The following is a 25,422-nucleotide window of genomic DNA, read 5'->3' as shown; positions in this document are numbered from 1 at the left end:
CGACGTTAAGGTGCGGGATGGGGATCGCTCGGCTCGTCTGTCGGCTGGTACCCGCAGATATCATGTTGACGGTCCCTCCACCCTGGCTCCTACATACCTCGTAGGAGCCGGGAGGAACATACAAGCCCATGCTCGGCTGCCATCCGGTCGGAGGCCCAAGGTAGAGCCGAGCGTGGGCTCGGCTCTACAGGGGGTCAGCACTTCAGCGCGCGGGCGTGGTGGGCGATGTGCTCCCCAATGAAGCTGGCAATGAAGTAGTAACTGTGGTCGTAGCCCGGCTGCAGGCGCAGGGTCAGCGGATGGCCGGCGGCCGCGCAGGCCTCCTGCAGGCGCTGCGGCTGCAGCTGGGCCTGCAGGAACTCGTCCGCCTCGCCCTGGTCGACCAGCAACGGCAGGCGCTCGCAGGCCGTCGCCAGCAGCGCACACGCGTCCCACTGCGCCCAGTCGGCCGGGTTGTCGCCCAGGTAGGCGGTGAACGCCTTCTGCCCCCACGGCACGTGGCTGGGCGCGACGATCGGCGAGAACGCCGACACACTGCGGTAGCGCCCCGGGTTGCGCAGCGCGGTCACCAGCGCACCATGGCCACCCATCGAGTGGCCGCTGATGCCACGCGCATCGGTGGCCGGGAAGTTCGCCTCGATAAGCGCCGGCAGCTCCTGAGCCACATAGTCGTGCATGCGGTAGTGCTTCGCCCACGGTGCACGGGTGGCGTTGAGGTAGAACCCCGCCCCCTTGCCCAGGTCATAGCCCTCGGCATCGGCCACGTCATCACCGCGCGGGCTGGTATCCGGCGCGACGATGATTACGCCGTGCTCGGCTGCATAGTTCTGCGCGCCGGCCTTGGTGATGAAATTCTGCTCGGTGCAGGTCAGCCCGCTCAGCCAGTACAGCACCGGCAGCTTCTGAGTGGCCGCCTGCGGCGGCAGGTACACGGCGAACTGCATGTCGCAGCCCAGCGTGGACGAACGATGGCGGTAGACGTCCTGCCAGCCGCCGAAACAGGCGCGATGTTCAATGCGTTCCATGGAACCCTCCTGCGTGCCGGCTTCAGCCGCCACGTGTGTTGATCAATTCATCCAGCTGCGACAGCAGGCGCAGCAGCGGTTCGACACCAGGCTGGCCGCCCAGGTTGCGGTACGCCGCGACCGCTACGTCACTGCGCGGTGGCCATTGGCCATCGGCGCGGGCTTCGTGCAGGCGCGGCAGGAACACCTGCGCCAGCCAGTGCTCGAACGACATGCCATCGTCGCTGCCGAAGGCCGAAGTCACCGCACGCGGTGGCCCCACGACGCCTTCGACCCAACCCAGCGCGCGCAGCGCCTGCTCGATCGGATCAACCAGGGCCGCGCGCGGGTCTTCCGCACGCGGCCGGCGCAGGGCATCCAGCCAGCCCACGCCGCGGCTCAGTAGTGGACCACCGAACGGATCGACTTGCCTTCATGCATCAGGTCGAAGGCGTCGTTGATCTTGTCCAGGTCCATGGTGTGGGTGACGAACGGGGCCAGTTCGATATCGCCCTTCATCGCATCCTCGACCATGCCCGGCAACTGGCTGCGGCCCTTCACGCCACCGAAGGCGGTGCCCATCCACTTGCGGCCGGTCACCAGCTGGAACGGGCGGGTGGAGATCTCCTGCCCGGCACCGGCCACGCCGATCACCACGCTCTGGCCCCAGCCACGGTGCGCGCATTCCAGCGCCGCGCGCATCACGTTGACGTTGCCGATGCACTCGAAGCTGTGGTCCACGCCCCAGGTGGTCATTTCAACGATGACCTGCTGGATCGGCTTGTCGAAGTCCTTCGGGTTGATGCAGTCGGTGGCACCGAACTCGCGCGCCAGCTCGAACTTGGACGGGTTGGTGTCCACCGCGATGATGCGGCCGGCCTTGGCCTGGCGCGCGCCCTGGATCACCGCCAGGCCGATGCCGCCGAGGCCGAATACCGCCACGCTGTCGCCTTCCTGCACCTTGGCGGTGTTGTGCACCGCGCCGATGCCGGTGGTGACACCGCAGCCCAGCAGGCACACGTGTTCCGGGTTGGCGTCCGGGTTGATCTTCGCCAGCGATACTTCAGCCACCACGGTGTACTCGCTGAAGGTCGAGCAGCCCATGTAGTGGTACAGCGGCTCACCGTTGTAGCTGAAGCGGCTGGTGCCATCGGGCATCACGCCCTTGCCCTGGGTCGCGCGCACCGACACGCAGAGGTTGGTCTTGCCGCTCTTGCAGAACAGGCACTCGCCGCACTCGGCGGTGTACAACGGAATCACGTGGTCGCCCGGCTTGACGCTGGTCACGCCCTCGCCCACGTCCACCACGATGCCGGCGCCTTCATGGCCCAATACCACCGGGAACAGGCCTTCCGGGTCATCGCCGGACAGGGTGAACGCATCGGTGTGGCAGACACCGGTGTGGGTGATCTTCACCAGCACTTCGCCCTTCTTCGGCGGGGCGACGTCGATCTCGACGATCTGCAGCGGCTGGCCGGGACCAAAGGCGACGGCGGCACGGGACTTCATGGTGGTTTCTCCAAAGACAGGCAATGACAGGATTGGCGGCGCCATGTTGCGCCGTCGTTTATTTCAAGTACGAGCGGATCAACGCGCTCATGTCGCGCACGCGTTCGGCGCGTTGTTCATCGGAGGCCGCGGGCTGGCCGAACTCCTCGCGCAGATGGGCCTCCATTACCTCGGACATCAGGCCGTTGACGGCGCCACGGATGGCAGCGATCTGCTGCAGCACCGGCCCGCAGTCGGCGCCGGCTTCCAGCGCGCGGTCCAGCGCATCGCACTGGCCACGGATGCGGCGCACGCGGGCCAGGACCTTCTTCTTCTCTTCGGGGGAGTGCGGCATGGCCAGGCTACCCAGGAACTATACTGGGGGATAGTATACAAGCCGGAACCACGAACTCAATCCCGGCCTGCTCAATCGAACAACCCCTCACCCGCCAACCGGGTCAGCTCATCCACCACGTAGCGCACCTTTGGCCGCAGATGACGCGTCGGTGGCCACAGCGCGTGGATGTCGATATGCCGCTGCATGTGCGCATCCAGCACCGACTGCAGCGCGCCGGATTCCAGGTGGCGGCGCACCAGTGAAACCGGCATCTGGCAGATACCGAGACCGGCGATGGCCGCTTCAATCACCGCGTCGCCGTCATTGAGCTGATACGGCGCATTCGGGATGAACGTCCCTTCGTCATCCTCGCTGCCGATCCGCCACCAGACCGGCTGGCCATGACGGAAGCCAACGATGCTGCGATGCTGCGCCAGTTCCTCCACGGTCGCAGGCACGCCATGCGCCTGCAGGTACTCCGGCGATGCGCAGGTGACCAGGCGCTGGCGCCCGAGCCGTCGCGCCACGAGGTGCTCGGCATGGTGCAATCCGCCGAAACGGATCAGCAGGTCGATGCCTTCCTCGACGGGATCGACGAAGTGATCGGTGAAGGTCATCGTCAACTGCAGGTCCGGGTACTGCCGGCACAGCCGCAGCAGCACCGGCAGCACCACCAGCCGCCCGAACGAGGACGGCATGTCGATACGCAGTCGCCCACTGGGCAGCCCGGCCGACCCCAGGCAGGCCTCGGCCGCGGATATCTCTTCCAGCGCCGCCGCGCAGGAGGCGTAGTACGCCTCGCCGTCGCTGGTCAGCGCGATGCGCCGCGTGGTGCGATGGAACAGGCGCACGCCCAGTCGCGCTTCGAGCCGCGCGATGGCCTTGCCCACTGCCGACCGCGAAATGCCCAGCGCACTGGCGGCTTCAGTGAAGCTGCCCGAGCGTGCCGTGGTGACGAAGGTCACCAGGCCATTCAAGGATTCCAGTGGCAACATCCCTCACGCTCCATTGGGGACAAATAGTCCCGTTCAATGGGAAATCGAAGCGCTTTATGCACCTGCATGTCAACTCCATCCTGTGTGCATCGCGCCGCTGGCGCCTCCCCCACACCGAGATGACCGACATGACCGCCGCCCTCTTCCACCCCTTCGACCTGTCAGGTACCGCCCTGCGCAACCGCATCGCGATGGCCCCGATGACCCGTGCCCGCAACCCCGGTTCGGTCGCCAATGAGCTCACCGCGCAGTACTACCGGCAGCGTGCCAGCGCCGGCCTGATCATCAGCGAAGGCACCCCGGTCTCGCCACAGGGCCAGGGCTACATCGACGTGCCGGGTATCTGGTCAGCCGAGCAGGTGGCCGGTTGGACGCTGGTCACCGAGGCGGTGCATGCCGCTCAGGGCACGATCTTTGCCCAGCTCTGGCACGTCGGCCGCATGTCGCATTCCTCACTGCAGCCCAATGGTGGCCAACCGGTCAGCGCCGGCACGCGCCCGGTGGCCAGCGCACCGAAGAACACCTCGTTCGTCTATCTGGAAGACGGCAGCCGCGGCCATGCCGATCCCACCCCGGCACGTGCACTGGCCACCGACGAGATCCCCGGCATCATCGCCGACTTCGCACGGGGCGCCGACAACGCGATCGCCGCCGGCTTCGACGGCATCGAGCTGCATGCCGCCAATGGCTACCTGTTCGAACAGTTCCTCAACCCGCTCATCAACCAGCGCGACGACCGCTACGGCGGCTCGCTGCCCAACCGCGCGCGGTTGATCCTGGACACCGTCGATGCGATGGCTCAGCGCATCGGTGGTCACCGCATCGGCGTGCGCCTGGCACCGAACAACCTCACCTTCGACATGCCGTTCTACCCCGACAACGAGGCCACCTATCTGTACCTGGCCGAAGAACTGGGCAAGCGCGGGCTGGCCTACGTGCACCTCAACGACAACCTGCAGCAGGGTGAATCGGTGCTGGGCAGCGCGTTCCTGAAGCAGTTCAAACAGGCCTACGGCGGCACCCTGATCCTGGCCGGTGGCATGACACGCACGCGCGCCCTACAGCTGGTCGAGGACGGCACCATCGATCTGGCCGCGTTCGGCCAGCCGTTCATCGCCAACCCGGATCTGGTCGAACGCCTGCACCACGACATCGCGCTGGCCACGCCCGACCGCAGCACCTATTACGGTGGCGGCGAGGCGGGCTACCTTGATTACCCACGCGCACAGTAGATCCGCGCCATGCGTGGATGGGGGCATACACTGCCCACCCACATCCACTGGATCTGACCATGGATACGCCCACCGCAGCGTTCATCGTCAACCTCGACGTCCCCGACCTCGCCGCTGCCGAAGACTTCTACATGCGAGCCTTCGGCCTGCGCGTCGGCCGCCGTCTCGGGCCCGGTGCGGTGGAACTGCTGGGCGGCCCCACCCCGCTGTACCTACTGCAGAACGACCACGGCAGCCCTGCCACCGAGGACGGCGATGTGCGCGATTACGAGCGCCACTGGACGCCGCTGCACCTGGACTGGGTCGTGGATGACATCGAGGCCGCACTGACGCGTGCGGTTGCGGCCGGGGCGACACTCGAGCAGTCCGTGCGCGAGCGTCGCTGGGGCCGCATCGCCGTGCTGGCCGACCCGTTCGGCCACGGCTTCTGCCTCATCCAGTTCAGTGGCGAAGGCTACGACGCGCTGGTCGAATGACCGGCGCGTCGTTCACCATGGCAGTGGCACGGCCTCGCCATTGGCGCGTTCGCCGTAGTACAGCGATGGCAGCAGACGCGAAAGGAAGCTGAACTCCGTATAGCAGTGCTTGAGCAGGCCAAGGCCGACCGCATCGCTGGCATCGCGGTGCGGATCGGCGCTGTCCAGGCCGAGCACGAAGCGGCTGCGCAGCACGCAGCCAAACGGCGTATCGCGCGCCACGTGCAGCATCTGCCCATCGCAGGGATCACCGTTTGCATCCAGGCGCACGTGGTCACCGAAGCCGATGCGCGCGGCGATCAGCGCCGACACGTCACCTGCATCCTGCGCCGCCTGCAGGCGCTCGGGCACCAGCAGCGTGCGCGGGTCGTGGAACTTCAGGCGTGCCGCCACCGGCGGAATATCGGCCAGCGATTCCACCGCGTGGATGCTGGCACCGTGGTAGCTGCGCCCTCGCTGCCAGGCCTCGTCCCAGCCGCGGTGCTCGACATGATCGACCGGGTGCCACCAGCGGATGTGCTGGCTTGTTTCAAAGAAGGTAAACCACCAGTCCAGCATGCGGCCCTTGCAACCGTGCAGATCGGTGCGCACTGCGACCAGCAGAGTGCCGTCTTCGCGGCGCTGGACGCCGGTCTCAAGGTGCATCGGTGCCGGGTCAAGCAGATCGTGGTGGTCCAGCCAGGCGCGGGCGTTCACAGCGGTATCCATGGGGGTCTCCTGGGGTTGGGAGATCCGACAATACGGAAACGTTCATCGTTTCGCAATTACTCGGGTGCGGTAAGATGGGTGTAATGAACAGCACCGCCCTGCCCGATCCCGTCGCCCCCGCCCGCCGCCGTGGACGCCCCGCGCGACCGGAAGCCGAAGTCCGCCACGCCGTGCTGCAGGCTACGCTGGAGCTGCTGCTGGCACAGGGTTACGAGGCCACCACGATCGAAGCGGTGGCGGCGCATGCCGGGGTGGCAAAGAAGACCGTGTACCGCCATGCCAGCAACCGCGAGGAACTGGTCGGGTTGGCGGTGCGTGAGTGGACCGACGGCTTCGCGCCACAGTTGCAGCGCGATGCGCGCGATGCCGACGAGGTGGTGCCGTTGCTGCAGGACATCCTGCAGGCGGTGTGCGCGCAGGCGCTATCGGCGCAGGCGGTGCAGGTGTTCCGGCTGCTGGCCACCGATTTTCCCGGCAAAGACGCGCTGCTGCAGGCCTATCTGGACAACGGCATCGAGCGCGGCCGAGCGCTGCTGGCCGACTGGCTGGCGCGGCAGCAGCAGCGTGGGCTGCTGCGTGAGGGGGATTCGGCGCGCATGGCGCGGCTGATCCTGGCGATGACGGTGGCCGAACCGCTACGCGAACGCGTGATCGGGGTGGCGGCCGAGGATGCGCCGGTGGATGCGCACCTGCGTGAGTGCCTGGCGTTGTTGGCGCCGGTGTTGCAGGGGCCGTAGGGTTGCCCCATCCACGATTCACTCGCGCAGCATGTCCACGAACGCGCGCAGCGCGCCGGGCATCTGCCGCTGCTTCGGGTAGTACAACGCGAATCCCGCGAACGGTTCGCTCCAGTCTTCCAGCACCGCCACCATCTGCCCCGATTCGATGTAGGGCCGTGCGGTGTCTTCCAGCACATAGGCCAGGCCGATGCCATCGAGCACCGCGCCGACCACGGTGCCCTGCTCGCCCAGCGTCAACCGCCCCGGCACGTCGATTTCCAGCGCCTGCCCAGCGCGCTCGAACTGCCACTTGTACAGATGGCCACTGGCGAAGCGGAAACGGATGCACTCGTGTGCAGCCAGGTCACGCGGATGCTGCGGTGCCGGGTGCCGGCGCAGGTAGTCCGGCGCACCGACAATCAGCCCACGCAGCGGCGGCCCCATCGGCACCGCCACCATGTCCTCGGGCACGAACTCGTGCAGGCGCACGCCGGCGTCGTAGCCCTCGGCGACGATGTCGACCAGGCCATCGTTCTCGGTCAGTTCCACCCGCACGTCAGGATGGGCGTGCAGGAAGCGCGCCAGCCTCGGACCCAACTGGGTCGCCACGGCAGCGCGCGTCGCATTGATCCGCAGCAGGCCGGCCGGGGCGGCACGGAACTGGTTCATCTCCTCCAGCGCGTCATGCACCTGCCCCAGCGCCGGCTGCAACCGCTCCAGCAGGCGCTGCCCGGCCTCGGTCAGGGCCACGCTGCGGGTGGTGCGATGGAACAGGCCCACGCCCAACCGTTCCTCCAGCGCGCGGATCGCATAGCTCACCGCCGAGGTCGACAGAGCCAGTTCGGCACCGGCACGGCGGAAACTGCGATGACGGGCCACCGCGGCGAACGCGGCCAGATGGGTGAGGTTGTCAGTGGCCATGATTGTGCAGTTTCACTTGATGAATCATGCCGATATCCGCGCTTCTTGCCGCTGGGAACGGGGCGTATTGTAAAACGCCTTTCGACAAACCCTGCCAAGGATTCCCCATGTCCCTCGCCCGTGGTTACGCCGCCCATTCACATACCGACCCGCTGGTTCCGTACGAGTTCGAACGCCGCGCGGTCGGCCCGGACGATGTGCGCATCGAGATCCTCTACAGCGGCATCTGCCACTCCGACCTGCACCAGGCCCGCGACGACTGGGGTGGCTCGATCTACCCGATGGTGCCGGGCCACGAGATCATCGGCCGCGTGACCGAGGTCGGCAGCAACGTCACCCGCTTCAAGGTCGGCGACCACGCCGGCGTGGGCTGCATGGTCGACTCGTGCCGCCACTGCGACGCCTGCGAGCACGACCTGGAGCAGTACTGCGCCGAAGGCGCGACCTGGACCTACAACGGCCGTGAACGCGAAAGCGGCGCGCCGACCTACGGCGGCTATTCCGACCACGTGGTGGTCGAACAGCGCTTCGTGGTGAAGGTGTCCGAGACCCTCGACCTGAAGGCCGCCGCCCCGCTGCTGTGCGCCGGCATCACCACCTGGTCGCCGCTGCGCCACTGGAAGGTCGGCCCGGGCCAGAAGGTCGGCGTGATCGGCCTCGGTGGCCTCGGCCACATGGGCGTGAAGTTCGCCAAGGCGCTCGGCGCGCACGTGGTGATGATCACCACCACGCCGGAAAAGGGTGCCGACGCCAAGCGTCTGGGCGCCGATGAAGTGCTGGTCTCGCGCGATGCCGCGCAGATGAAGGCGCACGCCGGCAGCTTCGACTTCCTGCTCAACACCATCCCGGTCGGCCATGACACCAACCCGTACATGGGCCTGCTCAAGCGTGAAGCCACCATGTGCCTGGTCGGCGTGCTGACCGAACTGGACCCGCCGCTGACCGGTGGCAGCGTGATCTTCGGCCGCAAGCACCTGACCGGTTCGGCGATCGGCGGCATGGCCGAAACCCAGGAAATGATGGACTTCTGTGCCGAGCACGGCATCGTCAGCGACGTCGAGATGATCGACATCAAGAACGTCAACGAAGCCTGGGAACGCATGGCGAAGAACGATGTGCGCTACCGCTTCGTGATCGACATGGCGACGATGAAGAACGCAGCCTGATCCAAGGCAGGTGTGAAAATGAAAAACCCCGGCAATGCCGGGGTTTTTTTCATCGCGTGCCGACCAAGGTCGGCACCCACCCAACATCATCAATACGCGAACTCGCGGAACACCGGATCGACATCGCCGTGCCAGCGGCCATGGAACAGCGCCAGCTTGCGCTCGGCCGGGGTCAGCCCGGATTCGACGATCTCCTGCAGCACGTCCAGGAACTTGCTCTCGTCCTGGCCATCGGCATTGCGCGCAGCACGGCGCTTGAGGCCTTCCACCGAAATCTTCACCGCCTCGCGGGCCAGGTCGCGCACCGTGCCGTTGCGGAACGGCAGGTTCATCGCATGCTTCGGTACACCATCGCGCAGCGCATGGCGCTCGGCCAGGGTGAAGTCGCGCACCAGGTCCCAGGCGGCATCCAGCGCGGTGTCGTCGTACAGCAGGCCCACCCAGAACGCCGGCAGCGCACACAGGCGGCTCCACGGGCCACCATCGGCGCCGCGCATTTCCAGGTACTTCTTCAGGCGCACTTCCGGGAACGCGGTGGTCATGTGGTCCGACCAGTCGCGCAGCGTCGGCAGCGCACCCGGCAGCACCGGCAGCTTGCCCTGCATGAAATCGCGGAAGCTCTGCCCGCTGGCGTCGTGGTAGATGCCATCGCGGTAGGAGAAGTACATCGGCACGTCGAGCAGGTAATCGACATAGCGCTCGTAACCGAAGCCCTCCTCGAACACGAAGTCGAGCATGCCGGTGCGATCGGCGTCGGTGTCGGTCCAGATGTGCGAGCGATAGCTCAGGTAGCCGTTCGGCTTGCCTTCGGTGAACGGCGAATCGGCAAACAGCGCGGTGGCGATCGGCTGCAGCGCCAGCGACACGCGGAACTTCTTCACCATGTCCGCTTCGGTGGCGTAGTCCAGGTTCACCTGTACCGTGCAGGTGCGGGTCATCATGTCCAGGCCGAGCGAGCCGACCTTGGGCATATACGAGCGCATGATCTTGTAGCGGCCCTTCGGCATCCACGGCATCTCGTCGCGCTTCCACTTCGGCTGGAAACCCATGCCGAGGAAACCCAGCTGCAATTCGCCTGCCACCTGCGCCACTTCATTGAGGTGGGTGCCGGTCTCCACGCAGGTCTGGTGGATGGTCTCCAGCGCTGCGCCGGACAGTTCCAGCTGACCGGCCGGTTCCAGCGTCACCGACGCACCATCGCGCAGCAGGGCGATGGTGTTGCCGTTCTCCTGCACCGGCTCCCAGCCGAAGCGGACCAGGCCATTGAGCAGCGCTTCGATGCCACGCTCGCCCTCGAAGGTCGGCGGCCGCAGGTCGTCCAGGCGGAATCCGAACTTCTCGTGCTCGGTACCAATGCGCCACTGCGCACGGGGCTTCTCGCCGGAGGCGATCACCTCCACCAGCTGCGAGCGGTCGGTAATGGGGGTATCGGCGACGTGGCTGGGGCTCGACAAGGGGAAGGCTCGCTGGACAGTGGCAGGGGATGTGGGGCCCGGGGCCTTCCATCGCAAGGGCGCACTATAGCGTGGCACCCCGTTGCGTCATGCGACGGTGACGGGTTTCAGCATCCTACCGACGCCCTCTTGACCCTCGTACACTCAAGGTCATGAGCCGCCATTCACGACACCCCGAACTGCACCGCTCCGAGCGCGTCGGCTGGCTGCGCGCCGCCGTGCTGGGCGCCAACGACGGCATCGTCTCGGTGGCCGGCCTGGTGGTCGGCGTGGCTGCCAGCGGGGCAACGGCCAGCACCATCCTGGCCACCGGCGTGGCCGGCACCGTGGCCGGCGCAATGTCGATGGCCGCCGGCGAGTACGTCTCGGTACAGACCCAGGCCGACACTGAAGATGCCGACCTGGCGATGGAAAAACGCGAGCTGCACGAAGACCCGCACAGCGAGCTGGAAGAGTTGACCGCAATCTACCGCCACCGCGGCCTGGACCCGGCGCTGGCACGGCAGGTGGCTGAGCAGCTCACCGCACACGATGCACTGGGGGCGCACGCCCGCGACGAACTGGGCATCACCGACACCCTGCGCGCGCGCCCGTTGCAGGCGGCGTTGGCTTCGGCTGGAGCCTTCACCTGCGGCGCCGCGCTGCCGGTGCTGACGTCCCTGCTCGCCCCGGTGGACAAGGTTGCGATGATCACCACCGGCAGCACCCTGCTGGGCCTGTGCCTGACCGGTGCGATGGCGGCCCGCGCCGGCGGCGCACCGCCTGTCCGCGGGGCGATCCGGGTGATGTTCTGGGGTGCACTGGCAATGGCCGCCGCTGCAGGCGTCGGACGCCTGTTCGGCGCCCACGTGGCATGACCGGCATGCTGCCGCCAGTTGCCGCGCTGCTGGCCGAGATGGCCAGCCTGGCCGGCTGCGAACGCGCCGAAGGCTATGCCTGCATCACCGCACGCCGCGAGCACGGCGCCAGTTCGGTGGAGATTCCGCAACCCCAGTTCGCGATCCTGCTGGAAGGCCGCAAGCAGGTACGCACCGCGCACCAGTCACTGGAGTTCGTGCCCGGCGACATCCTGCTGCTCACCCAGCGTTGCCGCATCGATGTGGTCAACACCCCCGACCCGCGCAGCGGCCGCTACCTCAGTGCCATCGTGCCGCTGTGTGCTGAAGTGCTGGCGGCGGCGCGCACGCTGTGGAGCGAAGCACTGCCCAGCGCAGGCACGGCGATGGCGCGCCTGCCGTTGATCGAACATGGCGTGGTGCTGCGGCAGTGGCGGCAATCGCTGCAGGACGGGCGTTACAGCGAAGCACGATTGGCGCTGGCGTCGTTGGTACTGACGCTGTGCCGGCAGGGGCATGGCAGCCTGCTGCTGCCGCAGGCCCCGAGCCTGGGCGAACAGATCCGCGACCGCATCGCTGCCGAACCCGCACGCGACTGGCAATCGCGCGATGTCGAGGAACAGTTCGCGCTGAGCGGTGCAACCCTGCGCCGCCGTCTTGCCGCCGAGGACACCAGCCTGCGCCAGCTGCTCACCGAGGCGCGGCTGGCGCATGGCATGCAGCTGCTCTACACCACCGACCTGCCGCTGAAGACCGTGGCAGCGCGCGCGGGCTACCGCTCTGCGGCCAGTTTCAGCAGGCGCTTCGCCGAGCAGTACGGGCTGGCTCCCACAGACATCTGAGGGGGTTCGGCAGGGCTTGCAGCCCTGCACCTGCAGAGGCAACGGCAACAGCGAAAGCAACAGCAACAGCGGCTATCCGTGGGATGGCGAGGCGGTGTCGGAGTGCGGGGACGCCGCAAGTACGTCCCTGTAGGCTTGGCAGCCGCATCCATGCGGCTGACACCCCGCACTCCGACACCGCCCCACCTTCGACAGGTTCACTCGGCTGTTGGTAGGTGTCGACCTTGGTCGACACGTCTGTCAAAGATCGAATGTATTTCTGGGGTCAGATCCGTTTTCCTGCGGGAAACGGATCTGACCCCAAGGGCATTCCCAACAGATCGCAGGAATCTGTCGAAGGCGGGGTGGGTCCGGTTGCGGGGGCGTGAGCGCCATGGATGGCGCGACCGAGCCTACAGGGATGTATTTACGGCGTCCCCCGCAACCGGACCCGCCCCGCCATCCCACGGATAGCCCGCTGTTGCTGTTGCCGTTGCCTCTGCGGGTGCAGGGCGCAGCCCTGCAGACACCCCCTTCCCTGAGCATTCCACGCAGTGGTTTGAGCGACGTGCGCACGCCGGCCACGGCACGCTAGGCCAACGGAACCACCCGTCATCCACCGAGAACCGCCATGACCCTGCGTCCCCTGCCGCTGCGCACCGCACTGCTGCTGGCACTGTCCTCCCTGCCGCTGGCCGCGCTGGCCGAGGCCACCTCGCCCGCCCCCACCCAGCAGGTGCCCGGCGTCTACCACCAGCGCGTCGGTGCGCTGCAGGTCACCGCCCTGTTCGACGGCGTGGTCGCACTCGGCAGGCAGGAAGTGGTGGACGTGCCGCCGACGCTGGTCAGCCGCCTGCTGGAAGGCCGCTACGTACCCGAAGACAAGAAAGGCCTGCAGACCGCGATCAACGCCTTCCTTGTACGCCAGGGTAACCATCTGACCCTGGTCGATACCGGCACCGCGCAGTGCTTTGGCCCCGGCCTGGGCCAGGTGCTGGGCAATCTGCGCGCCTCCGGCGTGGACCCGGCCGAGGTGGATGAGGTGCTGCTGACCCACGCCCATCCGGACCACCTGTGCGGCGTACTCGACGCGCAGGGCAAGCCGGCCTACCCCAATGCCACGGTGTGGCTGTCCAAGGCCGATGCCGATTACTGGCTCAACCCGGCCAGCGAGGCCACCGCGCCGAAGGGCGTGCGCTTCGCCTTCCCGCTGGCACGCAACGCGGTGGCACCGTACCAGGCCAGTGGCCATCTGCGCACCTTCAAACCCGGCGATGCCCTGCCCGGTGGCGCGGTGGCGATGGATACCCACGGCCACACCCCGGGCCACGTCTCCTACCGGTTCGACAGCCAGGGCCAGTCACTACTCGTCTGGGGTGATGTGCTGCACTTCCACGCGGTGCAGTTCGCGCATCCGGAAGCGGCGTTCGAGGCGGATTCGGACCGCAGGGCTGCAGTCGCCAGCCGTCGCGGCCTGCTGCAGCAGGCCACTGCCAACGGTTGGTGGGTGGCCGGCGCGCATCTGCCGTTCCCCGGCCTGGGCCACGTGCGCAGCGAAGGCCAGGCCTATGCCTGGGTGCCGGCGGAGTATTCGCCGTTGTGAGGGTGTGCCGACCAAGGTCGGCCCCCACCCGATCGGACCGGGTAGCGCCGGGCCATGCCCGGCGAGCGCGGCAGAGCGCCTTACGCCAGGCCCAGCCAGCCGCCGATCACGCCGCGGGCTTCGTCCACGCCGGTGCGGTCCTCGCCGGAGAACACCTGCACGCTGACGCTGTCGCCGTAGGCCGAGTGCAGTTCCTTGCGCACCTTCTGCAGGGTCTGCATCTGCTGGCTGCGGCTGAGCTTGTCGGCCTTGGTCAGCAGGGCGTGCGCCGGCATGCCGCGCTGTACGGCATAGGACAGCATCTGCCGGTCGTAGTCCTTCAGCGGGTGGCGGATGTCCATCACCACCACCAGCCCCTTCAGGGCCTCGCGGGTGCGGAAATACCGGTCGATGAAGGCCTGCCAGTGCGCCTGCAGGTCCAGCGGCACCTTGGCGTAGCCGTAACCGGGCAGGTCGACCAGATGGGCTTCCGGGGTGATCTGGAAGAACACCAGCTGCTGGGTACGGCCGGGGGTCTTGGAGACACGGGCCAGGGCATTCTGGCGGGTCAGCGCGTTGAGCGCACTGGACTTGCCGGCGTTGGAGCGGCCGGCAAAGGCCACTTCGGCCCCTTCATCGGGCGGCAGCTGCCGCACGTTATGGGCCGAAAGGTGGTAACGGGCGCGTTCGATGAGCAATGACATGTGCCTAGGATCGCATGTTGCGGCGCCGCGCGCCCGTGCCGGCGGCCGTTGCGGGCATTTTGCTGCACTGCTGCGTTGACCGTGCGCGGAAACGCCGTTGATAATCCGGGCGATGCCGGCGGCCACCGCCCGGCCCGGTCCATACGGAGCTTCAGCATGCGCCACGCTCGCGTTCTTGCCGTATCCGCCCTTGCCACTGCCGTAGTCGTTGCCGCTGCTGCGTTCGCGCAGACCACGTTGACCCCGCTGCCCGACAACGGGCCGATCAACACCGCCTCGCTGGAGGTGGACTTCAGCAAGACCCACTGGGGCGATGCCAAGGCTGGCCAGACCAAGGCTTCGGCCTGTGCGGCCTGTCATGGCGCCGACGGAAATGCCACGGTCGAGATGTATCCGTCCATCGCCGGCCAGAGCGAACGCTACGTGGCCCAGCAGATGGCCCTGATCGCCAACGGCCAGCGCAGTTCCGGCGCGGCGGTGGCGATGGTCCCGTTCGTGCAGAACCTCACGCCGCAGGACATGCGCGACATCGGCGCGTTCTTCGCCACGCAGAAGGCCACCGCCGGTATCGCCGACGACACGGCGGTCACCGACGGCCCGTACAAGGGCATGAAGTTCTACGAGATCGGCCAGCAGCTGTACCGCGGCGGAGACGCCAAGCGCGGCCTGCCGGCCTGCATGGCCTGCCACGGTCCCAGTGGTGCCGGCAATCCCGGGCCGGCCTACCCGCACATCGGCGGCCAGCACGCCAGCTATGTCGCGCGCCGCCTGCAGGAATACCAGGCCGGCCAGACCAACGAGACCGACAAGGCGCACTTCCAGATCATGGCGACGGTCGCGCAGAAGCTGAGCGAGCAGGAGGTGCAGGCGCTGTCGAGCTACCTGCAGGGCCTGCACAACAAGGCCGACGATGTGGCCACTGCCACCCCATCGGCGCAACCGGCTGCCGCCCCCTGACCGCCACTGGTCGGCCCGGGCCGCCACCACGGCCCGCGCCTGCGGTATGTTTCCTTCACGCCGGCGACTGCGCCGGCGTTGCTTTTTTCAACGGAGATGCGTGTCGATGAGGTTGATTTCCCGCCTGCTGTTGTCCGTGCTGGTGCTGCTGCCGCTGGCAGCCTGCGCTGCTACCCCCGCCAATGCCCCGCTGGTCGAGGGCAAAGACTACGAGCGCATCGCCCAACCGGGCCCGTTCCAGCCGCTGGCCGGCAAGATCGAGGTGGTCGAGGTCTTCGGCTACACCTGCCCGCACTGCGCCCACTTCGAGCCACAGCTGGCGGCGTGGGCGGCCAAGCTGCCGGCCGACGTGCGCTTCACTCCGGTCCCGGCCGCTTTCGGTGGTGCATGGGATGCCTGGGCACTGGCGTACTACGCCGCCGACGAAGTCGGCGTGGCCAAGCGCAGCCACGCGGCGGTCTTCAAGGCACTGCACCAGGATGGTTCGCTGCCCATGCAGAACGTCTCGGCTGATGAGCTCGCCACGTTCTACAAAGCCTACGGCGTGACCCCGGACCGTTACCTGCAGGCCCTGCGCGGCGATGCCGTGCAGAAGAAGGTCGACGCCGCCCGCGCCTTCGCCCAGCGCACCAAGGTGCCGGGTACCCCGGCCATCATCATCAATGGCCAGTACCTGGTGCGCGGCAACAGCTTCGACGACCAGCTGCGCATCGCCTCGGCGCTGATCGCCCAGGCCCGCGCGGCGCGCGGCCGCTGAACCAACACCCACCACCGACACGGCGCTGTCGCCGCCGCGTGTCATCATTTCCCCTTGGCCGGCGCCTGACGCAGGCCCCACCTTTCCAGATGCTGGAGACGTTTCCATGAAGATCCGTTACGCCCTCGCCCTCGCAGCGCTGCTGCCGATCCTGGCGGCCTGCAAGGCCGACGACGGCAGCACCAACACCACCGCGGCCCCGGCTGAACCGGCTGCAGCTCCGGCGACCACCGAGCCGGCCGCTCCGGCCGCGGGTACCGAAGGCACCGCTCCGGCGGCTGCCGAAGGCGAAAAGGCCCCGACCGAAGCTGCACCGGCTGCCGCCGCACCGGCTCCGACCACCGCCGCGCTGACCGGCCCGGCCCCGGTGGAAGGTGCCGACTACCAGGTGATTCCGAACGGCCAGCCGTTCCAGCCGGCCGCCGGCAAGATCGAAGTGACCGAGATCTTCGGCTACGTCTGCCCGGCCTGCGCCGCGTTCCAGCCGCTGGTTGGCCCGTGGAAGGCCGGCCTGCCGAGCGATGTGAACTTCGTCTACGTGCCGGCCATGTTCGGCGGCACCTGGGATGACTACGCCCGTGCCTTCTACGCCGCACAGACGCTCGGCGTGCAGGAGAAGACCCACGAAGCGCTGTACGCCGCCATCCACTCGCAGAAGACCCTGAAGGGCGAGCGTGGCCGTGATTCGGTGGACGACATCGCCAAGTTCTACGGTGCCTACGGCGTGGATCCGAAGCAGTTCGCCGCCACCATGGGCAGCTTCGCGGTGAATGCCAAGACCAACTCGGCCAAGCAGTTCGCGCAGCGCAGCCAGATCAGCGGCACCCCGTCGATCATCGTCAACGGCAAGTACCTGGTGAAGGGCAAGAGCTTCCCGGACATGCTGCGCATCGCCGACCACCTGATCGCCCGCGAACGCGGTGCGGCCCAGGCTCACTGATCCAAGAGAAGCGTTTCCCGGCCGTGAATTCCCCCCGTACACGGACCCTGCGCTTGCTGACGGCCAACATCCAGGCCGGCTCAAGTACCCGCCGCTACAGCGACTATGTGACCCGCAGCTGGTCACATGCGCTGCCGGCGGGTCGCAAGCGCAGCAGCCTTGACGCGATCGCCACCCTGGCGCGCGAACATGACATCGTCGGCCTGCAGGAGGCCGATCCGGGCAGCCTGCGCTCGGGCTTCACCAACCAGACCCACTACCTGGCCCAGCGCGCCGGCTTCAATTACTGGAGCCACCAGCCCAACCGGCGCATGGGCGGGGTCGCCTCCAGCGCCAACGGCCTGTTGAGCAAGCTGGAACCGGTTGAAGTGCAGGATCACGCCCTGCCCGGCCGCATCGGCGGGCGCGGCGTGCTGCTGGCCAAGTTCGGCGACGGCGCCGACGGCCTGGCAGTCGCAGTGGCGCATCTGTCGCTGGGCGCGGGCTCGCGGATGTCGCAGCTGGGCTTCATCGCCGAGCTGCTGTCCGACCACCCGAACGCGGTGCTGATGGGCGACTTCAACTGCCTGGCCGAGCGCCCGGAAATGCAGGTGCTGTACCAGAAGACCCGGCTGCAGCCGCCAGGTTGCATCGTGCCGACCTTCCCCAGCTGGCGCCCGGACCGCGCCATCGACCACATCCTGGTCAGCAGCGGCCTGCAGACCCGCACCGTGGAAGCCGTACCGGCCGCGTTCTCCGATCACCTCGCCCTGGCGATGCAGATCGACGTCCCGGCCGACGCCCTGCGCTGACCGCACCCGGCAGGTGCCAACCTTGGTTGGCTTGTTGCCCAAGAGCTGCGGACAGCCGCTCTTGTGGGTGCGGACCGTTGGTCCGCACGCTCTCCGCCGGGCATGGCCCGGCGCTACCCGGCCTGCGCGATCGGCCCCTTCAAGCGCCTTGCCGTCATCGTGCTGCCCACCGAGGCGAGCACCGTGCAGCCGATCGCCAGCCACTGCAGCCCGTGCAGGTGCTCGTGCAGCAGCAGCATCGCCCACAGCGCGGCCACCGCCGGTTCCATGCTGATCAGGATGCCGAAGGTCTCCTTCGGCAGGCGCTTGAGCGCCATCATCTCCAGCGACATCGGGATCGCACTGGACACCAGTGCCACCAGCAGGCCCGTCGCGAGGATCTTCGGATCGAGCAGCGCGGCACCGGCATGCACCACGCCCACCGGCACCACCACCAGCGACGCCGCCAGCAGCCCCAGCGAGACCGAGTGCCCGGCATGCAGATGGCCGGCACGCTTGCCGAACACGATGTACAGGCCCCAGCAGGCCGCCGCGCCCATCGCGTACAGCACACCGGCCGGGTCCAGCGCCGGCCCGCCGCCGATCGGCAGCAGCAACAGCAGCCCCAGCGCCGCGCACCCCACCCAGAGGAAATCGATCGGACGTCGTGATGACAGCATCGCCACCGTCAACGGCCCGGTGAATTCGATGGCCACCGCGATGCCGAAGGGAATGGTGCGCAGGGCCATGTAGAACAGCAGGTTCATCAGGCCCAGAGTGAGCCCGTAGCGCAGGATGGTGACGGCATCCGGGCGGCTGGTCTTCCAGCGCCATGGTCGCCAGAACAGCAGCAGCAACAACGCGGAAAAGCCCACGCGCAGCGCGCTGGTGCCTTGCGCACCGATCAGCGGGAACAGGTGTTTTGCGTAGGAAGTGCCGATGGCCAGCGAGGTGACCGAGCCGAGCACCGCCAGCGCCGGCAACATCGGCGCGAGTCGTGAGGTCTGCATGCGCAAAGTCTATTGCGTCACCGCCGAGCACTTGGCTCAATTGACAGCCTGTTCGTGCAACTTCTGCTCGCCATGGCCACCGCTCCCGTGTTCGACAGTTTCGACCGCGCCATCCTCGACCTCCTGCAGCGGAACAACACCCTGCCGCAGCGCGAAATCGCCGAGGCCGTGCACCTGTCCACCCCGGCCGTGCAACGCCGCATCAAGCGCCTGCAGGACAGTGGCGTGATCGCCGCCAACGTGGCGGTGGTCGCCGCAGCCAAGGTCGGGCGGCCGCTGACCATCATCGTCGAGGTGCGCGTGGTCAGCGAGCAGCGCGAACGCGTGGCGCCGTTCAAGCGACGCGTGCAGAACGACCCGGCGGTACAGCAGTGCTATTCGATCACCGGCGACGGCGATTTCCTGCTGCTGCTTTCGGCCGCGTCGATGGAAGAATACGAGGCGATCACCGAGCGGTTGTTCGGCGGCGATGACAACATCGAGCGCTTCCGCACATCGGTAGCACTGGGCACGCTGAAGCGGAGTTTCGAGGTGCCGCTGCTGCCGGTGCCGTAGCGTCGAGCCATGCTCGACGGCTTTGGGGCCGCAAGGCAACAGCAGTCGAGCATGGCTCGACTCTACAATCGAAAACCATGAGCACAACGCCCTCCCCCGCCCGTCGCCTGCGCCGCTGGTTGCTGCGCGGCCTGTGGCTGGCCATTGCCCTCGTTGCGGCGATGGCGCTATGGAACAGCCCGTGGGCGGCCGCGCCGAAGATGCTGTGGGCACTCTCGCGGATGCCGCCGGCCACCGAACTTCCGGTGCCGGTGGAGGGCGTCCGTCCCCGGCAGATCGCCGATACCTTCGGCGCTCCGCGCGGCCGTGACCGCACGCACGCCGGCATCGACATCTTCGCCAGGCGTGGTACACCGGTGCGCAGCGCCACGGCCGGTGTCATCGCGGATGTCAGCGAACGCGGGCTCGGCGGGCGCCAGGTCTGGGTGATCGGGCCGGCGCGCGAACGCTACTACTACGCCCACCTGGACGACTGGGCCGAAGGCCTGGCACTCGGACAGGTGGTGCAGCCCGGCGATCTGCTCGGGCATGTCGGCGACAGCGGCAACGCCAAGGGCACGCCGCCGCACCTGCACTGGGGCATCTACGGCACCGACGGCGCGCGCGATCCACTCCCGCTGCTGCGCTGACCCGGCCCGCACCCGGATCACCGGGTCGATTCGTTCATGATTTGTAAATAGGAATAGTTCGTATTACCATTTCTTTCGTTTCCGGTAGCGCCAGGACGGCCTGCCCGCCCTCTCCCTACCCGTAGCGCCTCGCCTCCTGGATGCCGGCCGATCGCGCGTGCTCGCCCAGGACCCCCATGACCCGTTCCGCCTTCCGTACCCCGCAGCCGCAACGGCTGTCCGTTGCCGTGCTCGCCGTTCTCTGCGCCGTGGCCCCGGCCGCCTTCGCCGAAACCGCCGCCGATCCGACCACCCTCGACAAGGTGGTGGTGAAGGGTGAGCGCGCCGAAGGCTATTCGGTGCGCCGCACCTCGGCCGGTACCCGCTTCGACCTGGCCCCGCGCGAGATCCCGCAGTCGATCAGCATCATCAGCCACCAGCGCATCGAAGATCAGAACCTGGACGACATCATCGACGTGCTGGCCAATACCACCGGCGTGACCAGCACCCAGTCCGACAGCGAGCGCACCGAGTTCTACGCGCGCGGTTTCTACATCGATGCCTACCAGTTCGATGGCCTGCCCACGCAGATGGTGCAGAACTGGAGCTATGGTGATTCCGGGCTGGACCTGGCGCTGTACGACCGCGTTGAAGTGGTGCGTGGTGCCACCGGCCTGCTCAGTGGTGCCGGCAATCCGTCCGCATCGGTGAACCTGATCCGCAAGCACGCCGACAGTGCCGAACTGGCTGGCAGCGTGTCGGTGAACGTCGGCAGCTGGGGCCGTACCCGCACCACCGTTGACGTGGGCAGCGCGCTGAACGCCAGCGGCACCGTGCGCGGCCGCGTGATCGGCAGCTACCTGGACACCGACGGCCAGATGGACCGCTACAACCAGCGCAAGACACTGGGCTATGCAGTGATCGATGCTGACCTGACCCCGGACACGCAGCTGAGCGTGGGCTACGACTACCAGCAGAAGCGCGCCAACGGCGCCACCTGGGGGGGCTTCCCGATGCTGTATTCCGACGGCTCGCGCACCGGCTACGACGAATCGTTCAACGCCAGCCCGAACTGGACCTACTGGGATACCACCAGCAAGCGCGCCTTCGCCACCCTGCAGCATGCCTTCGGCAATGGCTGGAAGTTCAAGGTCGGCGCCACCCACGATGAGACCAGGGCCGACGACAAGCTGTTTTACCCGGCGTACAACGACTGGACCACGGGCGCATCGAACTTCGACAAGACCACCGGCGCGGGCATCTCGCCCTCGGCGGGCTTCTACAACACCGAGCGCAAGGTCACCGGCGCCGATGGCTACGTTGATGGTCCGTTCCAGCTGTTCGGCCGCGAGCACCAGTTCATGGCAGGCCTGAGTTACAACAAGCGCGAGTACGCCAACTACGGCGACTATCAGGTCGGCGGTGCCGGCCAGACCTGGGATCCGTTCGCAAGCTATCTGAACTGGACCGGCAACATCAGCGAGCCGAACTGGAACCCGCTGGCACTGGCCAGCGAGGGCACCATCACCCAGAAGGCCGGTTACGCGGCTGCACGCCTGTCGCTGGCCGATCCGCTGAAGCTGATCATCGGTGCCCGCTACACCGACTGGAGGAGCGAAGGCGAAGGCGCCGACCGCGCGCACAAGGTCACCACGCCGTATGCCGGCCTGGTGTTCGACATCAGCGACACCTACTCGACCTACGCCAGCTACACCGAGATCTTCCAGCCGCAGACGCTGAAGGATCGCAACGGCAGCTATCTCGATCCGGTCGATGGCAAGAGCTACGAAGTGGGCGTCAAGGGGGCATGGTTCGACAACCGCCTGAACGCCTCGCTGGCAGTGTTCCGCATCGAACAGGACAACGTCGGCCAGTCCACCGGTGAGCCGGTCATCGGCGGTACCGGCGGCGAAACCGCCTATCGCGCCGCACGTGGCACGGTCAGCCGTGGCTTCGAGTTCGAGCTGAACGGCGAACTGGCACCGGGCTGGAATGCCACCTTCGGCGCATCGCGCTACGTGGCCAAGGACATCAACGGCGCCGACATCAACACCAACCTGCCACAGACCGCTCTGAAGCTGTTCACCAGCTACACCCCGCAGTCGCTGCAGGCACTGACCGTCGGTGGCGGTGCCAACTGGCAGAACCGCATCTACTACCCGGTGCCGGCCTACGGCCGCATCGAGCAGAGTGGCTATGCACTGGTCAGCGCCTTCGTGCGCTACCGCATCTCGCCGGAGTTCAGCGTGCAGGCCAACCTCAACAACCTGCTGGACAAGCAGTACCTGTCGCAGATCAACGGCTACGGCGCGTACGGCGATGGCCGCAACGGCTCGCTGACGTTCACCTGGTCGTTCTGAGCAGGCACGGGGCACGATCGCCCCGCACTTGTAGAGCCGAGCCCATGCTCGGCTCAGAGAATCAGCCGAGCGTGGGCTCGGCTCTGCACCAGCAAGGCAGCGCCGGAACTGGCCGGCGCTGCCACCGTCACATCAGAACCGCAGATCCGCGCGCAGGTACCAGTAACGACCACGGGGGATGTCGTAGGTCGAGGCGTCGTAGCCGTTCAACGAGCACGACAGGCAGATCGGCGGATCCTTGTCGAACACGTTGTTCAGGCCGGCCGTCAGCTGCAGCCCCTTCATCCAGTCGATCTTGTAGCCCACCTGCATGTCATGGAAGGTGGTGGCCGACAGCGTGTTGGTGCCCGCAGCCTGGTTGCTGCACACAGGGAAGGCGGCGGCATCGCCGCAGTTCTCGGTCAGCTCGGAGATGTGCCGCACCGTCCAGTTGGCGCTCCAGCGGTCCATCGTCCAGCCGATGCTGGCGTTGCTGGTCCACTCCGGAATCGAGCTGTCGGCCACTTCCACGCCCGGCTTCTGCGGCTGCTTCTGGCCAGCCGCACCGGTGGCCTCGTAGCGGCCGACGAAGGTGTTCTTCCACGCCAGCTTGAACTGGCCGATGGAGGTCTGCGGCAGCGTCCAGAACAGATCCACGTCCCAGCCGTCGGTCTTGATCGAACCCAGGTTGGTCAGTCGGTTGTTGAAGCTGCTGACCGCACCGGTGCTGGCACGGGTGATGCCGTTGCAGTAGATCGGGTCCAGCGTATCCACGCACAGGTCCAGCTGGGTCTGCGCGTTGATCGCCTGGATCGCACCATCGATGGCATGGCGGTAGAAGGTCACCTCCACATCGAAGCGCTCCGACCACGACGCGTTGTTGCCGAACCACGGGCTCCACACGAAGCCGGCGCTGAAGCTGCGCGAACGCTCCGGCTCCAGCTCGCGGTTGCCGCCGGTGGTCACCGAGATCTGCGAGTTGGCCTGCTGGAAGCCGGCCGGCACGCCCAGCGCGGCGCAGTTGGCCGCGCTGCCACGTGGCGGCGTACCGCCCAGGCCCACCGAGCACGGATCGAACAACTGCAGGTCTGCACGTGCGGCCGAGCCGTACAGTTCACCGATCGACGGTGCACGGAAGCCCTCGGCGTAGGTGGTGCGCAGCACGAAGTCGTCGGTCACCTGCCAGCGCAGGCCGTACTTGGGCGTGAACTCGCCACCGAAGGTGGAGTAGTCCGAATAGCGGCCGGCCAGGCTCAGGTCCAGCTTCTTGCCGAACGAGGAGTCGGCGAAGATCGGCACGCTCAACTCCAGGTAGGCCTCGTTGACGTCGTAGGAACCGGAGGTCGGTTGCGACGGCACGCCGTTGTAGTGGCCGATCACCGTCAACGGATCGGGCTGGTAGGAGCCCTTGTACTTGCGGTACTCGAAACCGGTGGCGAAGGACACCGGGCCGGCCGGCAGCGAGAACAGCTCGCTGGACAGGTTGGCGGTGAACAGGCTCAGCTCGTTCTGGCTGCGGTCGCGCACCACCGGCTGGATCCACTTCAGCATGTCCGGGGTGATCGAACCGACGCCGCCGAAGATGTTCAGCGGCACGCAGCCCGGCGTGGCCGCGCACACCGCCGGGTCGCCCAGCGCCATGTTCACCTTGTAGATGTCATAGCTGCCGTAGTTGGTCTGTTCGGCCTTGTTCTTGCTGTACATGCCGTTGACGTCCCAGTACCAGCTGCGGTCGGCGGCGTGGAAGTCACCCACCAGGCCGGTGGCGAAGTAGGTGGTGTCCACCTTCTGCTTGAACACGCGCGCACCGCCTTCCACCGGGCGACGACCGATCAGGCTCATGTTGTCGCCGGAAACCAGATCGAAGCCGAACGGGTTGTAGGGGTTGAGTGCGGAGACGATGATGTTGTCGGCCAGCGGATTGCCGGTGGCGCCATCGGGGCCGAAGAACAGCGGCTCCGGGCCGGCCTGGTTGGTCGACTCACGACGGTTGCCCAGTGCCTTGACGTACCACTGCACGTTGTCGGTGATGTCGAAGCGGAACTGGCCGAACAGGCCTTTGCGCTCCGACGGCGTCAGCACCATGTTGTATTCGGCGAAGTTGAAGCGGTCGGCGGTGGTGAAGCAGTGGTAGTCATCCGTGCGGCTGCAGCCGGCGCTGCCGTCGTAGCGCGGATTGCTCACGCCGGTATTGGGCACGATGTTCTGCACCGCACCGGTGTTCGGGTCGGTGAACATGAAACGGCCCTGCGGAATGCCACCGCTGCCGAACGCCAGGCCGGTGCCGGGAATCGGGAAGCGCGACTGCTCGCGGTCCTTGGCGAATACCGGATCCTGCTTGGTCCAGCTGGCGCCCAGGAACAGGCTGAAGCGGTCGCCACTCTTGCCCCAGGCCAGGTCCACGCCCTTCTGCGTGCCGTCGCCCTTGCTGTACTCGCCGTAGTTCAGCGTCACCTGCCCACCATCAAAGTCACGGCGGGTGATAATGTTGACCACGCCGGCAATGGCATCGGAGCCGTACAGCGACGACGCGCCATCTTCCAGCACCTCGATGCGCTCGACGATGGCCAGCGGAATGGTATTGAGATCGGTAGCCGAGCCGACGCCGGAGGCGGACGACTCATTGACCCAGCGGATGCCATCGACCAGCACCAGCACGCGCTTGGCCCCCAGGTGGCGCAGATCGACCTGCGCCGAGCCGGCACCCACGCCACTGCCATCGGGCGGGAAACCGAAGTTGCCGGACGAGTTGAACTTGGCGTTGAGCGCCGAACCGGAACCGGTGAGCTGCTGCAGCACTTCGCCGATCGAGGTCAGGCCGGTGCGTTCGATGTCACCGCGCGTCAATGTCTGGATCGGCACCTGGCCTTCGACTTCAGCGCGCTTGATGCGGGTACCGGTGACTTCCACCGCATCGAGGTTGGTGGTGGATTGTGCAGTGGCACCCAACGGTGCCAGGGCCGTCACGCACAGCGCGACGGCAACCGCCAACGGGCGGTGATGCAGGTGAATCATTCGCTCTCTCTCCAAAGGAATGTCGGGA

The 25,422-nt window shown here is 67.1% G+C and carries 25 protein-coding genes; 14 read left to right on the top strand and 11 right to left on the bottom strand.

Translation table 11 applies throughout. The features are described from left to right. Positions 1-194: 194 nt before the first annotated feature. The 5 genes from fghA to V3B41_RS16585 form a co-directional block, all read right to left on the bottom strand. Positions 195-1,025: an S-formylglutathione hydrolase gene (fghA, locus tag V3B41_RS16605; protein WP_049428271.1), complete on the bottom strand. Its 831-nt coding sequence runs from the start codon at positions 1,023-1,025 to the stop codon at positions 195-197. Positions 1,026-1,047: 22 nt separating this feature from the next. Further along, positions 1,048-1,395, bottom strand: a complete 348-nt coding sequence (locus V3B41_RS16600) for a YqcC family protein (protein WP_049428235.1) — start codon at positions 1,393-1,395, stop codon at positions 1,048-1,050. 8 nt (positions 1,396-1,403) lie between these two features. Beyond that, on the bottom strand, positions 1,404-2,513 hold the full coding sequence (locus tag V3B41_RS16595) for an S-(hydroxymethyl)glutathione dehydrogenase/class III alcohol dehydrogenase (RefSeq protein WP_197633248.1): 1,110 nt from the start codon (positions 2,511-2,513) through the stop codon (positions 1,404-1,406). Positions 2,514-2,571: 58 nt separating this feature from the next. After that, entirely contained in the window at positions 2,572-2,847 is a 276-nt protein-coding gene (gene frmR / locus V3B41_RS16590; protein ID WP_005411009.1) for a formaldehyde-responsive transcriptional repressor FrmR, read from the bottom strand. A gap of 71 nt (positions 2,848-2,918) precedes the next feature. After that, positions 2,919-3,824 (bottom strand): LysR family transcriptional regulator, encoded by a 906-nt coding sequence (locus V3B41_RS16585; protein ID WP_197633247.1) that lies wholly within the window; start codon positions 3,822-3,824, stop codon positions 2,919-2,921. Between the two features lie 128 nt (positions 3,825-3,952). Between V3B41_RS16585 and V3B41_RS16580 the strand changes: the two genes are divergently transcribed. Together V3B41_RS16580 and V3B41_RS16575 are read left to right on the top strand one after the other, a co-directional pair. Further along, on the top strand, positions 3,953-5,056 hold the full coding sequence (locus V3B41_RS16580; RefSeq protein WP_295546789.1) for an alkene reductase: 1,104 nt from the start codon (positions 3,953-3,955) through the stop codon (positions 5,054-5,056). A 59-nt stretch (positions 5,057-5,115) separates the two neighbouring features. Next, positions 5,116-5,532: a VOC family protein gene (locus V3B41_RS16575; protein ID WP_049428243.1), complete on the top strand. Its 417-nt coding sequence runs from the start codon at positions 5,116-5,118 to the stop codon at positions 5,530-5,532. 12 nt (positions 5,533-5,544) lie between these two features. Here V3B41_RS16575 and V3B41_RS16570 read toward each other — a convergent pair whose 3' ends face one another. Further along, positions 5,545-6,240: a hypothetical protein gene (locus V3B41_RS16570; protein ID WP_049428248.1), complete on the bottom strand. Its 696-nt coding sequence runs from the start codon at positions 6,238-6,240 to the stop codon at positions 5,545-5,547. Between the two features lie 74 nt (positions 6,241-6,314). Between V3B41_RS16570 and V3B41_RS16565 the strand changes: the two genes are divergently transcribed. Beyond that, on the top strand, positions 6,315-6,977 hold the full coding sequence (locus tag V3B41_RS16565) for a TetR/AcrR family transcriptional regulator (RefSeq protein WP_049428251.1): 663 nt from the start codon (positions 6,315-6,317) through the stop codon (positions 6,975-6,977). Between the two features lie 18 nt (positions 6,978-6,995). Here V3B41_RS16565 and V3B41_RS16560 read toward each other — a convergent pair whose 3' ends face one another. Then, positions 6,996-7,880: a LysR family transcriptional regulator gene (locus tag V3B41_RS16560; RefSeq protein ID WP_049428253.1), complete on the bottom strand. Its 885-nt coding sequence runs from the start codon at positions 7,878-7,880 to the stop codon at positions 6,996-6,998. A gap of 107 nt (positions 7,881-7,987) precedes the next feature. On the opposite strand from V3B41_RS16560, the gene V3B41_RS16555 reads away from it, so the two are divergent. After that, on the top strand, positions 7,988-9,046 hold the full coding sequence (locus V3B41_RS16555; protein ID WP_329861699.1) for an NAD(P)-dependent alcohol dehydrogenase: 1,059 nt from the start codon (positions 7,988-7,990) through the stop codon (positions 9,044-9,046). Positions 9,047-9,135: 89 nt separating this feature from the next. Here the strand turns inward: V3B41_RS16555 and V3B41_RS16550 are convergent, their stop codons facing one another. Then, positions 9,136-10,500, bottom strand: a complete 1,365-nt coding sequence (locus V3B41_RS16550; RefSeq protein ID WP_049428260.1) for a glutamate--cysteine ligase — start codon at positions 10,498-10,500, stop codon at positions 9,136-9,138. Between the two features lie 152 nt (positions 10,501-10,652). On the opposite strand from V3B41_RS16550, the gene V3B41_RS16545 reads away from it, so the two are divergent. From V3B41_RS16545 to V3B41_RS16535, 3 genes are all read left to right on the top strand, one after another. Further along, positions 10,653-11,357, top strand: a complete 705-nt coding sequence (locus V3B41_RS16545) for a VIT family protein (protein ID WP_295546780.1) — start codon at positions 10,653-10,655, stop codon at positions 11,355-11,357. After that, entirely contained in the window at positions 11,354-12,178 is an 825-nt protein-coding gene (locus V3B41_RS16540) for an AraC family transcriptional regulator (protein ID WP_049428266.1), read from the top strand. The genes V3B41_RS16545 and V3B41_RS16540 overlap by 4 nt, the downstream gene beginning before the upstream one ends. Before the next feature lie 610 nt (positions 12,179-12,788). After that, positions 12,789-13,760, top strand: coding sequence for an MBL fold metallo-hydrolase (locus V3B41_RS16535; protein WP_295547906.1), 972 nt, complete (start codon positions 12,789-12,791; stop codon positions 13,758-13,760). 80 nt (positions 13,761-13,840) lie between these two features. Here the strand turns inward: V3B41_RS16535 and yihA are convergent, their stop codons facing one another. Continuing rightward, the gene (gene yihA / locus V3B41_RS16530; RefSeq protein ID WP_099551130.1) at positions 13,841-14,443 is read right to left on the bottom strand and encodes a ribosome biogenesis GTP-binding protein YihA/YsxC; all 603 of its coding nucleotides are present in this window, start codon (positions 14,441-14,443) and stop codon (positions 13,841-13,843) included. A 156-nt stretch (positions 14,444-14,599) separates the two neighbouring features. On the opposite strand from yihA, the gene V3B41_RS16525 reads away from it, so the two are divergent. From V3B41_RS16525 to V3B41_RS16510, 4 genes are all read left to right on the top strand, one after another. Beyond that, positions 14,600-15,400, top strand: coding sequence for a c-type cytochrome (locus tag V3B41_RS16525; protein WP_197632659.1), 801 nt, complete (start codon positions 14,600-14,602; stop codon positions 15,398-15,400). Positions 15,401-15,506: 106 nt separating this feature from the next. Further along, positions 15,507-16,157: a thiol:disulfide interchange protein DsbA/DsbL gene (locus tag V3B41_RS16520; protein WP_099551128.1), complete on the top strand. Its 651-nt coding sequence runs from the start codon at positions 15,507-15,509 to the stop codon at positions 16,155-16,157. Positions 16,158-16,263: 106 nt separating this feature from the next. Beyond that, a complete protein-coding gene (locus tag V3B41_RS16515; RefSeq protein ID WP_197632658.1) occupies positions 16,264-17,097 on the top strand; it encodes a thiol:disulfide interchange protein DsbA/DsbL in 834 nt (277 codons plus the stop codon). Positions 17,098-17,150: 53 nt separating this feature from the next. Next, the gene (locus tag V3B41_RS16510) at positions 17,151-17,888 is read left to right on the top strand and encodes an endonuclease/exonuclease/phosphatase family protein (protein ID WP_005419292.1); all 738 of its coding nucleotides are present in this window, start codon (positions 17,151-17,153) and stop codon (positions 17,886-17,888) included. A 113-nt stretch (positions 17,889-18,001) separates the two neighbouring features. Here the strand turns inward: V3B41_RS16510 and V3B41_RS16505 are convergent, their stop codons facing one another. Continuing rightward, positions 18,002-18,877: an EamA family transporter gene (locus tag V3B41_RS16505; protein WP_049429103.1), complete on the bottom strand. Its 876-nt coding sequence runs from the start codon at positions 18,875-18,877 to the stop codon at positions 18,002-18,004. A gap of 72 nt (positions 18,878-18,949) precedes the next feature. Here V3B41_RS16505 and V3B41_RS16500 point away from each other — a divergent pair, with 72 nt between their 5' ends. The 3 genes from V3B41_RS16500 to fhuE all read left to right on the top strand — a co-directional run bounded on the left by V3B41_RS16500 (position 18,950) and on the right by fhuE (position 22,400). Further along, entirely contained in the window at positions 18,950-19,432 is a 483-nt protein-coding gene (locus tag V3B41_RS16500) for an Lrp/AsnC family transcriptional regulator (protein WP_197632656.1), read from the top strand. A gap of 77 nt (positions 19,433-19,509) precedes the next feature. Next, a complete protein-coding gene (locus tag V3B41_RS16495) occupies positions 19,510-20,061 on the top strand; it encodes a M23 family metallopeptidase (protein WP_295547893.1) in 552 nt (183 codons plus the stop codon). Positions 20,062-20,237: 176 nt separating this feature from the next. Beyond that, on the top strand, positions 20,238-22,400 hold the full coding sequence (fhuE, locus tag V3B41_RS16490) for a ferric-rhodotorulic acid/ferric-coprogen receptor FhuE (protein ID WP_295547890.1): 2,163 nt from the start codon (positions 20,238-20,240) through the stop codon (positions 22,398-22,400). Between the two features lie 132 nt (positions 22,401-22,532). Here fhuE and V3B41_RS16485 read toward each other — a convergent pair whose 3' ends face one another. Beyond that, positions 22,533-25,394 carry a TonB-dependent receptor gene (locus V3B41_RS16485; protein WP_329861698.1) on the bottom strand — a complete coding sequence of 954 codons (2,862 nt, stop codon included), beginning with the start codon at positions 25,392-25,394 and terminating at the stop codon, positions 22,533-22,535. Positions 25,395-25,422: the final 28 nt, after the last annotated feature.

It is taken from the genome of Stenotrophomonas sp. SMYL89 (assembly GCF_036319985.1).
GTDB lineage: Bacteria > Pseudomonadota > Gammaproteobacteria > Xanthomonadales > Xanthomonadaceae > Stenotrophomonas > Stenotrophomonas maltophilia_Q.
The sequence above is the reverse complement of the archived record's forward strand: the minus strand, read 5'-3'. Positions and strand labels throughout refer to the sequence as shown.